Origin of the sequence: Mesorhizobium sp. BR1-1-3, assembly GCF_020165455.1 — a bacterium.
In the GTDB taxonomy this organism is placed as follows: domain Bacteria; phylum Pseudomonadota; class Alphaproteobacteria; order Rhizobiales; family Rhizobiaceae; genus Mesorhizobium; species Mesorhizobium ciceri.
The window spans coordinates 270,418-284,786 of record NZ_JAIUIC010000007.1 but is presented as its reverse complement, the minus strand read 5'-3'; the positions used below and the strand labels follow the sequence as shown (position 1 = coordinate 284,786).

13 protein-coding genes are annotated in these 14,369 nt (G+C 64.2%); 8 read left to right on the top strand and 5 right to left on the bottom strand.

What is annotated here, in order from left to right; all coding sequences use genetic code 11:
* Positions 1-5: 5 nt before the first annotated feature.
* From LB559_RS18385 to LB559_RS18370, 4 genes are all read right to left on the bottom strand, one after another.
* On the bottom strand, positions 6-1,079 hold the full coding sequence (locus tag LB559_RS18385) for an ABC transporter ATP-binding protein (protein WP_027163035.1): 1,074 nt from the start codon (positions 1,077-1,079) through the stop codon (positions 6-8).
* The gene (locus LB559_RS18380; protein WP_224674669.1) at positions 1,076-1,870 is read right to left on the bottom strand and encodes an ABC transporter permease; all 795 of its coding nucleotides are present in this window, start codon (positions 1,868-1,870) and stop codon (positions 1,076-1,078) included. Before LB559_RS18380 ends, LB559_RS18385 begins: the two co-directional genes overlap by 4 nt.
* Positions 1,863-2,705, bottom strand: a complete 843-nt coding sequence (locus LB559_RS18375) for an ABC transporter permease (RefSeq protein WP_027163033.1) — start codon at positions 2,703-2,705, stop codon at positions 1,863-1,865. The genes LB559_RS18380 and LB559_RS18375 overlap by 8 nt, the downstream gene beginning before the upstream one ends.
* A gap of 103 nt (positions 2,706-2,808) precedes the next feature.
* Complete coding sequence (locus LB559_RS18370) at positions 2,809-3,873, bottom strand: spermidine/putrescine ABC transporter substrate-binding protein (RefSeq protein ID WP_224674668.1); 1,065 nt, start codon at positions 3,871-3,873, stop codon at positions 2,809-2,811.
* 238 nt (positions 3,874-4,111) lie between these two features.
* Here LB559_RS18370 and LB559_RS18365 point away from each other — a divergent pair, with 238 nt between their 5' ends.
* From LB559_RS18365 to LB559_RS18350, 4 genes are read left to right on the top strand one after another with little or no spacing between them, the layout of a single operon-like run.
* Entirely contained in the window at positions 4,112-5,050 is a 939-nt protein-coding gene (locus LB559_RS18365) for a GntR family transcriptional regulator (RefSeq protein ID WP_063169494.1), read from the top strand.
* 10 nt (positions 5,051-5,060) lie between these two features.
* A complete protein-coding gene (locus LB559_RS18360; protein WP_013528948.1) occupies positions 5,061-6,344 on the top strand; it encodes a nucleotide disphospho-sugar-binding domain-containing protein in 1,284 nt (427 codons plus the stop codon).
* Between the two features lie 6 nt (positions 6,345-6,350).
* Positions 6,351-7,730, top strand: coding sequence for a glutamine synthetase family protein (locus LB559_RS18355; RefSeq protein WP_224674667.1), 1,380 nt, complete (start codon positions 6,351-6,353; stop codon positions 7,728-7,730).
* A 2-nt stretch (positions 7,731-7,732) separates the two neighbouring features.
* The gene (locus LB559_RS18350; protein ID WP_224674666.1) at positions 7,733-9,034 is read left to right on the top strand and encodes an NAD(P)/FAD-dependent oxidoreductase; all 1,302 of its coding nucleotides are present in this window, start codon (positions 7,733-7,735) and stop codon (positions 9,032-9,034) included.
* Positions 9,035-9,265: 231 nt separating this feature from the next.
* On the opposite strand, the gene LB559_RS18345 is transcribed toward LB559_RS18350, so the two are convergent.
* Positions 9,266-10,036: an IclR family transcriptional regulator C-terminal domain-containing protein gene (locus tag LB559_RS18345; RefSeq protein ID WP_127366787.1), complete on the bottom strand. Its 771-nt coding sequence runs from the start codon at positions 10,034-10,036 to the stop codon at positions 9,266-9,268.
* 119 nt (positions 10,037-10,155) lie between these two features.
* Between LB559_RS18345 and LB559_RS18340 the strand changes: the two genes are divergently transcribed.
* The 4 genes from LB559_RS18340 (at position 10,156) to LB559_RS18325 (ending at position 14,192) form a co-directional block, all read left to right on the top strand.
* Positions 10,156-11,013, top strand: a complete 858-nt coding sequence (locus LB559_RS18340; protein WP_013528952.1) for a CoA transferase subunit A — start codon at positions 10,156-10,158, stop codon at positions 11,011-11,013.
* Positions 11,010-11,810, top strand: coding sequence for a CoA-transferase subunit beta (locus LB559_RS18335; RefSeq protein ID WP_224674665.1), 801 nt, complete (start codon positions 11,010-11,012; stop codon positions 11,808-11,810). Before LB559_RS18340 ends, LB559_RS18335 begins: the two co-directional genes overlap by 4 nt.
* A gap of 1 nt (position 11,811) precedes the next feature.
* The gene (gene pcaF / locus LB559_RS18330; protein ID WP_127371709.1) at positions 11,812-13,017 is read left to right on the top strand and encodes a 3-oxoadipyl-CoA thiolase; all 1,206 of its coding nucleotides are present in this window, start codon (positions 11,812-11,814) and stop codon (positions 13,015-13,017) included.
* Positions 13,018-13,160: 143 nt separating this feature from the next.
* On the top strand, positions 13,161-14,192 hold the full coding sequence (locus tag LB559_RS18325; RefSeq protein ID WP_224674664.1) for a BMP family protein: 1,032 nt from the start codon (positions 13,161-13,163) through the stop codon (positions 14,190-14,192).
* The last annotated feature ends 177 nt before the right edge of the window (positions 14,193-14,369 follow it).

Below are 14,369 nucleotides of genomic sequence, written 5' to 3'. Positions count from 1 at the left end.
TCCTGTCATTCTGCGAAAATTCTGACATCGGCGGCATCCCAGCCGAGTTCGACCTGGTCGCCCGACGAGACCGGCCGGCGGTCGGCGGCATCTGCGGTGACGCGCACCAGGAACGGCTTTGGCGACAGGGGCGTGCGGACATGCAGCTGCAGGTCAAGCCCCTGATAGGCCAGCGCCTCGACCGTGCCGGTGATGCGGTTGGCGGTTTCCGCCGATGGGAATAGCCGGATGCGCTCAGGGCGCACCGAAGCGACAGCGGATGTGCCGGGCGAGAGCGTCGCCGGAACCTTGCCTGATATGCGTGCGCCATTTGTGGCCACAACGCCATCGGCGGCGGCTTGGCCCGGCACGAAATTCATCACGCCGATGAAGTCGGCGACGAAGCGATCGGCGGGGTGTTCGTAGATCGCGTGCGGCGTGTCGCATTGCAGCAATCTGCCGTCTTTCAGCACCGCCATGCGGTCGGCCATGACGAGCGATTCCTCCTGGTCATGGGTGACGATGACGAAGGTGATGCCGACCTCGTGCTGCAGGCGCTTCAATTCCAGCTGCATGGCGCCGCGCAGTTTCTTGTCGAGCGCGCCGAGCGGCTCGTCGAGCAGCAGCAGGCGAGGCCGCTTGACCAGCGCGCGGGCAAGCGCGACGCGCTGCTTCTGGCCGCCCGACAATTGCTCCGGCTTGCGGTCGGCGAAGGGGACGAGCTCGGTCGTCGCCAGGATGGCATCGACGCGGGAGCGGATTTCAGCTGTTGGCAAACGTTCCATCTCCAGGCCGTAGGAGACATTGGCGCGAACGCTCATATGCGGAAACAGCGCATAGGATTGGAACATCAGATTGACCGGCCGCTTGTTGGGCGGGGTTTTGGCGATGTCGCGTCCGTCGAGCAGGATGCGCCCGTCGTTGGGCGTCTCGAAACCGGCCAGCATGCGCAAGAGCGTGGTCTTGCCGCAGCCGGACGGGCCCAGCAAAGCGAAGAACTCGTTCTCGCGGATGTCGAGCGAGATGCCGTCGACAGCCGTCACCCTGCCGAAATTCTTCGACACATGATCGATGGCCAGCAGAGTGCGGGGTTCGCTCATTGGCCGATGATCCCACGGTTGAGCCGCTGCGACAGGGTCAGCGCGGTGATCGAGACCGCCATGACGATGGTCGCCAGCGCGTTGATCTCCGGCGTGATGCCGAAGCGGATCATGGCGTAGATCTGCATCGGCAGCGTCGTCGAGGCGCGGCCGGCGCCAGCGGTGAAGAAGGCGATGATGAACTCGTCGACCGAGAGCGTGAAGGCGAGCAGCGCCCCTGCAATCACCGCCGGCGCGATGACCGGCAATGTCACCCGCCGGAAGGTGGTGAGCGCGGAGGCGCCGAGATCGGCGGAGGCCTCGACGATCGACCAGTCGAAACTCTTCAGCCGCGCGCGCACCACCGAGCAGACGAAGGCGAGGTTGAAGACGACATGGGCGAGGATGATGGTGTGCAGGCCCATCGTCAGGTTGAGCATGGAGAAGAACGAGAGCAGCGCGATCGCCAGCACCATGTCGGGAATGATCATCGGTGCGAAAATCAGCGCTTCGAGGGCCTTGCCGTATTGCCGGCGCATCTCGATGCCGATCGCCAGCAGCGTGCCGAGCAGAGTGGCGATCGCGGTCGAGACCAGCGCCACGATCAGCGTGTTGAGGGCCGCGGAGAGGATGGCGCTGTTCGAGGCCAGCGAGACATACCATTTCAGGGAGAATCCCGACCATGCCGTCGGCAACCCGCCTTCGTTGAAGGACAGCGCCACCAGCACGGCGATCGGGATGTAGAGGAAAGCGAAGACCAGGCTGAGCACGAGCCAGAGCGTGCGCCGCGTGGCAGGGGAGCGCTCAGCCATCGGTGTCTCCGCCGGCTTGCGTGACGTGACCCGAGGCGCGATTGGCGGCCAGCGCTTGCGCCATCAGTACCAGAAGCATGATGGCAATCAGCGCCATCGCCAGTGCCGCCCCGAAAGGCCAGTCGTTGGCGGTCAGGAACTGGTCGTAGACGAGGTTGCCGATCATCTGGAAGCGGCCGCCGCCGAGCAGCGCGGGCGTGACGAAATTACCGATCGACAGCACGAAGACGAAGACCGCGCCGGCGGCGATGCCCGGTACGGTCAGCGGCAGGATGACACGACGGAACGTGGTGGCTGCCGAAGCGCCGAGATCACGCGAGGCCTCGGCGAGTTCCGGGTTGAGCCGCGACAGCGGCGCGTAGCAGGCGAGGATGACGAAGGGCAGGTAGTTATAGACCAGGCCGGCGATGACGGCGCCTTCGGTGTAGAGCATCGACGGCGGCTCGCCGGTGTAGCCGAACCAGCGCAGCAGCTGGGTAATCAGGCCTTCGCGGTTGAGCAGCACGATCCAGGCATAGGTGCGGATCAGATAGTTGGACCAGAACGGCAGCACGGCGAAGAACAGGAACACTGGCTGCCACCGGCGCGGTGCCGCCGATATCGCGTAGGCGGCGGCATAGCCGATCACCACCGCGATCAGGGTCGCGGTGCCGGCGATGCGCGCCGAATTGAGAAAGATGCCGGCATAGAGCGGGTCGAAGACCAGGCCGAAATTCTCCAGCGTGAAGGTGTATTCGATGCCGCCATAGATGCCACGCCGGAAGAAGGCGAGCGCCAGTACCAGCGCGCACGGCACCACCATCAAGGCCGCGAGCCAGGCCAGCGCCGGGGCCATCAGCAAGGAGGAACGAAGTCTGGTTGAGGACACGATTGGGTACCGCATTCAGCGGCCGACGGCGGAAACCCGCCGTCGGCCGTGGTCTCTGATGTGCCGCCGCTTACTGCGCAGCCTTGATCTCGCTGACGATCTTCGAATAGTCGCGCTGGGCGTCGCCGACGTCACGCAACTGCTCGAACTTGACGAGATCGGCCACCGGCATCGCCATGTTGGGGAATTTTGCCAGAAAATCGGCCGGCAGGCTTTCCATGGCCGGCTTGTTCGGCACCTTGTAGTCGATGTTCTGCGCCGCCCAGGCGTGGTTCTTGGCGTCGAGCATGAAGTTGATGAACTGGAAGGCGGCGTCCTTGTTGGCGGAGGCCTTCATCACCACCATCGTGTCGACCCAGAGGTCCGAACCTTCCTTGGGAATGACGTATTTGATCTCCGGCTTTTCGGCGATGCCGTAATTGCACCAGCCGTCCCAGGCCTGCACCATCAGTGCCTCGCCGGACACCAGCTTGGAATAGAAGGTGGTGTCGTCATAGGCGAGCAGGGTCTTCTTGGCCGAGATCAGCAGATCCTTGACCTCGGCCATCTTGGCCGGATCGGTTTCGTTGACCGAATAGCCCTTGTCGAGCTGGCCGGCGGCCAGCAGCCAGCGGTCGGTCGCCAGCATGGTGGTCTTGCCCTTCAATTCGTCGGAGGGCGCGAGCAGGTCGCTCCAGCTGGCCGGCGCGACCTTCATCAGATCCGAGCGATAGCAGAGGCCGGTGGTGCCCCAGGTGTAGGGCACCGAGAAGGCATTGCCGACATCGTGCGGCAGCTTGGCTGCTTCCGGATAGAGGTTGGCGAGGTTGGGGATCTTGGCGTGGTCGATCGGCTCGGTGAGGCCGAGCTTGTTCAGCACCTCGGCGAAGGGTGAGGAGACAAAAACCACGTCATAGCCCTTGCCGCCGGCGGCGATCAGCTTGCCCATGATCTCTTCATTGGTGGCATGCACCACCACTTCGCCCGAAACGCCGGTTGCGGTCTTGAAGGCGGCCATGGCGTCGGGTGCCATGTAGCCGTCCCAGTTGGAAATGACGAGGTCGGCAGCCATCGCCGGTGCGGACAGCGCCAAGGCCATGCCAAGTGCGATCGAAGATGTTTTCAGCGCACGGCGCCGCAGGCTGGTAGCGGTCATGACAGACTCCCATTCGGTTGATCGTCGAATTTCATTCGCCGGACCAACGCTTGCGACCCTTGCCGCTGCCTCGATCCTGTTCCCTCGGTCTTTTTCTCGCCGATTATGTTGACAGTACTATTGCAGAAAAAAGTACGTCAATCCATAATTTGTCAAACGACCGAGGAAACTGGCCGATTGCGTCCGTTCGGGCGATCGGTCAAAGCAATGCGGTCATCCGTTTTCCGCTGGACCAGCCATGCAAGCCGCAGCCAGACGACCCCGCACCAACCATCTTGATCTGGCGCAGCGCATCCTGGATGTCGCGCGCCAGCGCGGCTTCGAGCCCGGTGCACGCTTGCCCGAGCAGCAGATCGCGTCGCTGTGCAATGTCTCGCGCACGCCGGTGCGGGCGGCACTCGGCCTGCTCGCGGAACGGGGCGTCGTGCGTTGGGAGGCGGAATCCGGTTATCATCTGGCCATCGACCTCACCGCGCAGGCTTCGGTCGCCACGGAATTGCCCGCTGCCGAGGAGGACGAGTTGGCCGAGGCGATCCTGCGCGACCGCTCGGCGCGGCGACTGGACCAGACGGTGACCGTCGCGGGATTGATGCGGCGCTACAGTGCCGAGCGCAAGACGGTATTAAAAGCGTTGAACAAACTGACCGAAGAGAATCTGCTGGATCGTGCGCCTGGCCAGTCCTGGCTGTTTCGGCGCACGCCCGACGATCCGGAAGCGCAAGGCGACAGCTACGAGTTCCGCTTGCTGCTCGAGCCCGCGGCCATCCTGACGCCCGGCTTCAGGCTGGACGGCGCGCGGGCGGCGACGTTGCGCCAGGCTATGGAAGCGCTGGTGACGCTGCCGGACGCCGCCTTCGACACACGCGAGTTCCAGCGATTGGACATCGATTTTCACGGCATGCTCGCCGAGGGCAGCGCCAACCGCTTCATCGCCGACGCGCTCGCCGATCACCTCAGGCTGCGCCGGCTGCCGGGCATCTATGCCGGCGTCAACGTCTTCCGATTGCGGCAATCGCTGCGCGAACACCTTGTCATACTCGACCATCTTGAAAGCCTGCAGTATGAGGTGGCTGCCGATCTGCTTCGCATTCATCTGCGGCTCTCCCGCAACCAGCGACCGCAAGCGGCCAGCCGCGGGGCTCCCGCGCTGTTCGGCACGATCAGCCGGCCGGAATGACGAGGATTAATTGACGCGTAAAGCCAGCCCGACCATCGCGCTGTTTCCCGAAGCAAGCTTCGGCGCGGCGTTGAATTGCGTCGGCATCGCGCAGGCGCTGCGTGCGAAAGGCGCCCGGCCCGTCTTCATCTGCCATGCCGGTTTCTCCGGCGTCTTTGCCGATTATGGTTTTCAGGAATACCAGCTGCCAACCGACGAGCCGCTGAGCGAGAGCCAACGCCAGAGCTACTGGCAGGCTTTCGTGCGCCGGCACCTGCCGCATTTCAGGCTGAGCCCGATCGACCAGCTTGAGACCTATGTCGCTCCGACCTGGCAAGCCATCGTCGACACCGCGGTCAATGCCGAGGCGCCGCTGCGCCAATTGCTGGCACGGCTCAAGCCGGATGCCGTGGTGCTCGACAATGTCATCATGTTCCCGGCGATCGCCGCCGCCGGCTGTCCGTGGGTGCGCGTCGTCTCCTGCGCCGAGACCGAGCTGCCGGACGCCAATGTGCCGCCCTATCTGTCGGGGCTTGGCGTGGACGACCCGCAACGCGCGGCGTTCGAGGCCAGGTATCTGGCGGCTTGCGCGCCGGCGCATGACCGCTTCAACCGCTTCCGGGCGGATGCCGGACTGGGGCCGCTGCCGAAGGGTCAGTTCCTCGAGACGTCGCCCGATCTCAACCTGCTGCTGACGCCGACGATCGTGCGCCGCGAGCGTGCCGAGCCGCTCGACCCCGCGCGCTTCGTCTATCTCGAGGGCTGCGTGCGTTCGGAAGGGCCGTTCGAGGTGCCGGTGTTCCCGCGCAATGGCGGGCCGCTGGTCTATGTCAGCTTCGGCAGCCTGGGCGCCATGGATGTCGGCCTGATCGAGCGCATGCTGGTGGTGTTCGACAGGCTGCCGGCCCGCTTTATCGTCAATGCCGGCGGCCTGCGCGACGCCTATCGCGCAGTGCCCGACAATGTCTATCTCGACGCCTGGTTTCCGCAGCCCTCGGTGGTGGCGAAGTCGGACCTGTTCATCCATCACGGCGGCAACAACAGTTTTTGCGAAGCGCTGCGCTTCGGCGTGCCGTCACTGATCATGCCCTATTGCTGGGATGGACACGACAACGCGCAACGCGCCGAAGAGACCGGCACCGGCGACCATATCGGCCGTGACGGCTGGACCGAAGGAGTGTTGGAGAAAGCCATTCTCGGCCTGCTGGCCGACGATGCCATGCGCGCCCGCCTCAAGGACAATGCAGCCCAAATGGCGCTGAAACCCGGAACGGATGCGGCCGCGCAAGCCATACTCTCTCTGATACGGATTTGAACGAAAATGCCTGACAACAACACGAACATCTCGCTCTCCAGCGGCAACGATGCCAAGGCCTGGCTGGCCCGGCACGGCATCAACGAAGTCGAGTGCCTGGTGCCCGACATGAACGGCGTCCTGCGCGGCAAGGCCTTGCCGACGGCCAAATTCCTCCAGGCGCTTGAAGACCGCGCGCTCTATCTGCCGAGCAGCGCTTTCCTGGTCAGCATCGACGGCCGCTATTCCGGCTCGATCGACGAGGGTTTTGCCTATTCGGATCCGGACATGCGCATGGTGCCTGATGTATCGACGCTCTGCCTGGCGCCGGGTGCCGCTCCCGGCAAGGCCTATGTCTTTGCCGATGCCTTCCATATGGACGGCCGGCCCTGGATGGCCTCGCCGCGCCATGTGCTGCGCGCCGTGCTCGATCTCTACGCCAAGCGCGGCTGGCGGGCGGTGGTGGCGCCCGAGGTGGAATTCTATCTCACCGCGCCCAATCCGGATCCGGACCGTCCGCTGACCGCCCCGGTCGGCGCCAATGGCCGCGCCGAGACCGTGCAGCATCCCTACGATATGGCGGGGCTCGAGGAGTTCGAGCCGGTGATCCGCCGCATTTACGATTATTCGGCGGCGGCCGGCCTGCCGCTCGACACGTTGATCCATGAGTCGGGAACCGCGCAGTTGGAGATCAACTTCCTGCATGGCGATGCGCTGCCGCTGGCCGACAAGGTGCTGCTGTTCAAGCGGCTGACGCGCCAGGCCGCGCAGCAAAGCGGCATGCACGCCACCTTCATGGCCAAGCCGATCGCCGCACAGGCCGGCAGCTCGATGCATCTGCACATGTCGGTCATCGACGAGGCCGGCAGGACTTTGTTTGCCGGCAGCGACGATGCCGACACCGCAATGTTTGGCCACTTCATCGGCGGCCTGCAGAAATATGTCCCCGAAATCATGCCGCTGTTCGCGCCCAACGTGAACTCGTTCCGCCGCATCAGGCCGAACCACAGCGCGCCGGCCAACATCGAATGGTCGCATGACAACCGCTCCTGCGGCCTGCGCGTGCCGGCCGGCGGCCGCGCCGCGCGGCGGGTGGAGAACCGGCTTCCGGGCGCGGATTCCAATCCTTACCTGGCGATTGCCGGCTCGCTGCTTGCCGGCTATCTCGGCGTGGAGCAGAAACTGGCGCGCTCGCCCGAGGCGTCGGGCAATGCCTACAAGATCAAGAGCACGCTGCCGAAGACGATGGAGGAGGCGCTCGATCGTTTCGAGGCTTGCGGCCCGGTGCGGGAACTGCTCGGCGAGGATTTCTTCCAGACCTATCTGCGCGTCAAGAGCGTCGAGCTCGACCTGTTCCAGGGCGTGGTGACGAGCTGGGAACGCGACCACCTGCTGCTGAAGGTGTGATCATGGCTTCCAGTTCAACGGGCTTCAATTCGGGCCTCGATATCGCAAAATCCTATTATGTCGCCACCGCCAATCCGGCGCCGGACCATCCGGCGCTGGTCGGCGACGTCGACACCGACCTGGTGGTCGTCGGCGGCGGCTGCACCGGCCTGTCGGCCGCCCTTCACGCCGCCGAGCGCGGGTTGAAGGTGGTCCTGCTCGAAGGCGGCAAGATCGGCTGGGGGGCGTCGGGCCGCAATGGCGGCCAGATGATCCCCGGCCTGCGCAAGGGCGCCAAGGGACTGGTCAAGCTCTACGGGCCTGAGCGGGCAAAGGTGCTGTTCGATCTTGCCTTCGAGGCGCGCGGGCTGGTGCTCGACATCATCGAGCGCCATGCCATCGATTGCGATCTCAGGCTGACCGGCCATCTGGTCGGCGCGGTCAACGGTTCCGACCTCAAGGATCTCGAGGAAGAGGTCGAGTGCCTGGCCACGGTGATGAAGTTCCCGCACGCCGAAATCCTGTCGGCGGCGGAAGCCCGAGCCAAGGTCGACACACCCTATCATGGCGCGATGTATGAGCCGCTCGGCGGCCACATGCATCCGCTGAACTACACGCTCGGCCTTGCCCGCGCGGCGATTGCTGCCGGCGTCGTCATCCATGAGAATTCGGTGGCGGTGAAGCTGGAGCGTGAGCCTTCGATCCGGATCTCGACGGCAAAGGGATCGGTGCATGCAAAACATGTCGTGCTGGCCGGTGACGCTCTGCTCGATGGGCTGGAGCCGCGCGTCAACAGCCGCATTATGCCGGTCGGCAACTACATCGTCGCCACCGAGCCGCTGGAGGGCAAGCGCAATGTCATCCCGGCCAATGTCGCGGTGTCCGACACACGCTTCGTCGTCAACTATTACCGGATGTCGGCGGACGGCCGGCTGCTGTTCGGCGGCGGCGAGCGCTACACGCCGTCACCGCCGGCCGATATCGCCGGCTTCGTGCGGCCGCATATGGAGGCCACCTTTCCGCAACTTCAGAGCTGCCGCATCGATCATGCCTGGGGCGGGCTGGTGTCGGTGACGACATCCAGGCTGCCGCATGTCGGGCACTATGGCGAGGTCTATTTCGCGCATGGCTATTCCGGCAAGGGCGTCATCCTGTCGACGCTGTCGGGCAAGCTCCTGGCCGAGGCGATCGCCGGCGACGCCTCGCGGCTCGATCTGTTCTCGGCGCTGACCCCAATGCCATTCCCCGGCGGCACGGCGCTGCGCGGTCCGCTCTACGTGCTCGGCATGCTGTGGTACGCGATGCGAGATCGCATCAAGCATTGAGGGTCGGCGGAGCGGTGCCGGGCGCTGGCGATCCTTGGCGCCCCCCTCTGTCCTGCCGGACATCTCCCCCTCAAGGGGGGAGATTGGCAGATTGGTGGCTTCGCCCATTCCTGCGTCGTTGGAGATTGGCGAAAGCCGGCGTGACGTCCGATCTCCCCCCAAGAGGGGGAGATGTCCGGCAGGACAGAGGGGGGCGCTGTCCCGCTGAGGTTGAAGGTTGGCAGCGGCCTCTTAGACGACAAAGAAATCCTCGATGCGCTGCCTGGCCTCCAGCAGCACCGGCAGAATCTCCCGTTCCATCTCCGCGACCGAAAACCGCGCCGACTGCGTCGAGACGTTGATGGCCGCGACCGTGCGTTCTGCGCGGTCGCGGATCGGCACGGCGATCGAGCGCAGGCCGAGTTCCAGTTCCTCGTCGACGATGGCAAAGCCGTCCGCTTTCGCCTTGCCGATGGCGTTGGCTAACAAACGCCTGTCGGTGATCGTCTTCGGCGTGCGTCTCTCGATCGTCGCCTGGCCGAGGAATGCGTCCAATTCCTGAGGCGTCAGACCGGCAAGCAGGATGCGTCCCATCGAAGTGCAATAGGCCGGCAGCCTGGTGCCGACATCGAGCGACACGCTGAGGATGCGGCGGCCGGGAATGCGGGCGACATAGACGACATCGGCACCCGACAGGATCGCCGCCGAACAGGCCTCGTTCAGCTGTGCGGCGACAGCGCGCATGATGGGTGCGGCGAAGGCCCAGAGCGAGGCGCCGCCGAGCCAGGTGCGAGCGATCGTCAGCAAGCGTGGCGACAGCGAGAACACGCGGCCGGCTTGCGTTGCATAGCCGGTGGCGGTGAGCGTCAGCAGAAAGCGGCGGGCGCCGGCGCGGGTCAGGCCCGCTTCCTCGGCCATTTCGGTCAGCGTCATGCCCGAGGGATGCCGAGCCAGGATCTCCATGACGGCAAGGCCGCGCTCGAGCGAGCCGACATGATCACGGGAAGCGGCTTCTTCGTCCATCTCAACTCCGCGGAACGACATCGACGCCAGGATTGACTCCGCGCCCTCGCCCAGCGTAGAGAGTATCGCATACAAAACATATATTCGCAATACGAACTTTTGAACCCGGAGCCGATGCGATGGTCAAGTTCCTGCCGCTCAAACAGGCCGTTGCGGAGAATTTGAACGATGATGACACGGTCGCCTTCGAGGGTTTCACCCATCTGATCCCGACGGCGGCGGCGCATGAGGCGATCCGTCAGGGTTTTCGCGACCTGACCCTGGTCCGCATGACGCCGGACCTGATCTACGACCAGATGATCGGTATGGGCATGGCGAAGAAAATCGTCTTCTCCTATGTCGGCAATCCCGGCGTCGGCCTGCTGCGGCGCGCCCGCGACGCCATCGAGAACGGTTTCCCCAGATCGATCGAGATCGAGGAGCACAGCCATGCCGGCATGGCCAATGCCTATGAGGCGGGCGCGGCCGGTCTGCCCTGCGCGGTGTTTCGCGGCTATCGCGGTGCTGGCCTCGCGGCGGTCAATCCGAACATCAAGTCTGTCACCTGTCCGTTCACCGGCGAGGTGCTGGCGGCTGTTCCTTCGATCAGGCCTGACGTCACCTTCATCCATGCGCAGAAGGCCGACAGACAAGGCAATGTGCTGGTCGAAGGCATCATCGGCATCCAGAAGGAAGCGGTGCTGGCGGCCAAGCGAGCGGTGGTGACGGTGGAGGAAGTGGTCGACAATTTCGACGATCTGCACCCCAATCTGACCGTGCTGCCGCGCTGGACGATCGCGGCGATATCCGTCGTGCCCGGCGGCTCGCATCCGTCCTATGCGCATGGCTATTATGCACGTGACAATGCGGCCTATCTGGAATGGGACGAGATCGCTGCCGACCGTGAAAAATTCCAGGCGTGGATGCAGGCCAATGTCTTGGAGAAGAGCGCCGGCGATTTCGCGGCCCGGGTCGAGCATTTGAGGAAAGCGGCATGAGCGACAATCCATTGGGTTTCACCCCCAACGAGATGATGACGATCGCCGCCAGCAGGGCGCTCAGGAATGACGATGTCTGCTTCGTCGGCATCGGCGCACCGTCCGCGGCCTGCAATGTGGCGCGGCTGACACATGCGCCTGACATCACGCTGATCTACGAGAGCGGCACGATCGGCACCGCGCCCGACGTGCTGCCGCTGTCGATCGGCGACGGCGAATTGTGCGAGACCGCCGTCACCACCGTCGCGGTGCCGGAGATGTTCCGCTACTGGCTGCAGGGCGGCCGCATCTCGATCGGTTTTTTGGGGGCGGCGCAGCTCGACAAGTTCGGCAACATCAACACCACGGTCATTGGCGACTATTTCCATCCCAAGACCAGGCTGCCCGGCGGCGGCGGCGCGCCGGAGATCGCGACCTCGTCGAAGCAGATCTACATCACAATGGCGCAGACCAAGCGCGGCATGGTCGAGAAGATCGACTTCTTCACCTCCTTCGGCCATGGCGAGGGCGGCGACCATCGCAAGCGGCTTGGCATCGACACATCAGGTCCGACCTTGCTGATCACCGATCTCGCCATCTGGAAGCCGGATCCGGTGACCAAGGAATTCACCGTCGTGTCGTTGCATCCGGGCATCACGCGCCAGCAGGTGCAGGAGACCTGTGGCTGGGTGGTAAAGTTCGCGGAGGCGCTTGACGAAACACCGGCGCCAAGCGAACTCGAATTGAAGACATTGCGCGACCTGCAGGCCCGCACCAAGGCGGCGCATGAGGGAACCGGAAAAGCAAAGGCTGCATGACATGGCCGAGGCCTATATCTGCGACTACATCCGCACGCCGATCGGCCGCTTCGGTGGCTCGCTGTCTTCGGTGCGATCAGACGATCTTGGCGCGATACCGCTGAGGGCGCTGGCCGAGCGCAATCCGGGCATCGACTGGCAGGCGATCGACGATGTCGTCTATGGCTGCGCCAACCAGGCCGGCGAGGACAATCGCAACGTAGCGCGCATGGCGCTGCTGCTGGCCGGGCTGCCAAAGGAGGTCCCGGGCTCCACCGTCAATCGCCTGTGCGGCTCCGGCATGGATGCGCTGACCATTGCCGCCCGAGCCATCAAGGCCGGCGAGGCGGAGCTGATGATCGCGGGCGGCGTCGAATCGATGAGCCGGGCACCCTTCGTCATGCCCAAGGCCGACACGGCGTTCTCGCGCAATGCCGAGATTTACGACACCACCATCGGCTGGCGCTTCGTCAACCCGCTGATGAAGAAGCAGTATGGCGTCGATTCCATGCCGGAAACCGGCGAGAACGTTGCCGAGGATTTTTCGGTGTCGCGGGCCGACCAGGACGCCTTCGCAGTGCGCAGCCAGAACAAGGCCGTCGCCGCACAAGCCAATGGAAGATTGGCGAAGGAGATCACCCCAGTGACCATCCTGCAGCGCAAGGGCGATGCGCTCATTGTCAGCAAGGATGAACACCCCCGCGCGGGCTCAACGGTCGAGGCGCTGGCCAAGCTGCCGACGCCGTTCCGGCAGGGCGGCACGGTGACGGCCGGCAACGCCTCCGGCGTCAATGATGGCGCGGCGGTGCTGATCGTTGCCTCCGAGGCGGCGGTGAAAAAGTATGGGCTGACGCCGATCGCCCGCATCGTCGGCGGAGCCGCCGCAGGTGTGGCGCCGCGCATCATGGGCATCGGCCCGGTGCCGGCGACGCAAAAACTCTGCGCGCGGCTTGGCCTGACGCCAAAACAGTTCGACGTCATCGAGCTCAACGAAGCCTTTGCCTCGCAAGGCATCGCCGTGCTGCGCCAGCTCGGCATTGCCGAGGACGCCGAACACGTCAACCCGAATGGCGGCGCCATCGCGCTCGGCCATCCCCTGGGCATGTCGGGCGCCCGCATATCCGGCACGGCGGCGCTGGAGCTTCGCGAGCGCGGCGGCCGGTATGCGCTTGCCACCATGTGCATCGGCGTCGGCCAGGGCATCGCGATCGCACTGGAACGGGTCTGATCGGCAAGTCTCTCCGGCTGACTTCGAGAATCCGGTGCGGTCAAATTTGACCACGTGGACAAAAGTCCGGACCCGTTCCATAGTTCCTCGTCTGATTTTTAGAACAGCCGGCTCGACACGGCTGTCGAACAGAGGGGAATGCAATGGAAAACCGAAAGAACAGATTTCAATCCGCACGCGAAGGGCTTTCGCGACGCAATGTGCTGGAGTTGGGCGCGCTTGGCCTGGCTGCGGCAGTGCTGCCGGGTGCAGCCTTCGGCAAGGACAAGAAACTGAAGGTGGCGGCGATCTTCGCCACGCCGATCGAGGAGCCATGGGACAACCAGATCCATGTCGCCCTGCAGAAAGCCGAGAAGGAACTCGGCATCGAATACAAATGGTCGGAGAAGGTGCAGACCGCCGATTTCAGCCGCGTCATGCGCGAATACGCGCAAGGCGGCTACCAGCTGGTGCTGGGTGATGCCTTCGCCGCCGAGCGTGAATCGCGCCGCACCGCCAAGCAGTTCCCGAAGACCGCCTGGCTGTTCGGCTCCGGTGCTGGGCCCGCAGAACCGAATTTTGGCGTGTTCGACAACTGGATTCACGAACCCGCCTATCTCTCAGGCATGATCGCCGGCAAGGTGTCGAAGTCGGGCACGATCGGCGCTGTCGCGGCGATGGGCATTCCGGAAGTGAACCGGCTGGTCAACGCCTTCTTCGCCGGTGCCAAGGAGGTCAACCCGAACATCAAGAAGAAGGTCGCCTTCATCGGCTCTTTCTTCGATCCGCCCAAGGCCAAGGAAGCGGCGGTCGCGCAGATCGACGCCGGTGTCGACGTCATCTATGCCGAGCGCTTCGGTGTCATCGAAGCGGCGGTCGACAAGAAGATCCTTGCCATCTCCAACATGTCCGACCAATCGAGTCTCGGCCCGGATACGGTCATCACCGGCCCGGTCTGGGACATGTATCCGACGGTCGAACAGGCGATCAAGCTGGTCAAGGCCGGCGTCTTCACCGCGCAGGACTATGGCGACTTCTCGCGCATGGCCAAGGGCGGCTCGCATCTGGCGCCTTACCACAAGTTCGACAAGACGCTGCCGGCTGATGTGAAGGAGCTGGTCGAAAAGAAGAAAGCCGAGATCCTCGAAGGCAATTTCCGCGTCGACGTGGACGAGAACACGCCGGTTTCGGATTGAGTTCTGGTTTGAGGGGCTGGCGCTAGGCGCCCCCCTCTGTCCTGCCGGACATCTCCCCCTCAAGGAGGGAGATTAGCAGTTTCGGCGACGCGCTGTTCTTTCAAGAAAATTGGCGAAAGCCGATATGACATCCAATCTCCCCCTTGAGGGGGAGATGGCCGGCAGGCCAGAGGGGGG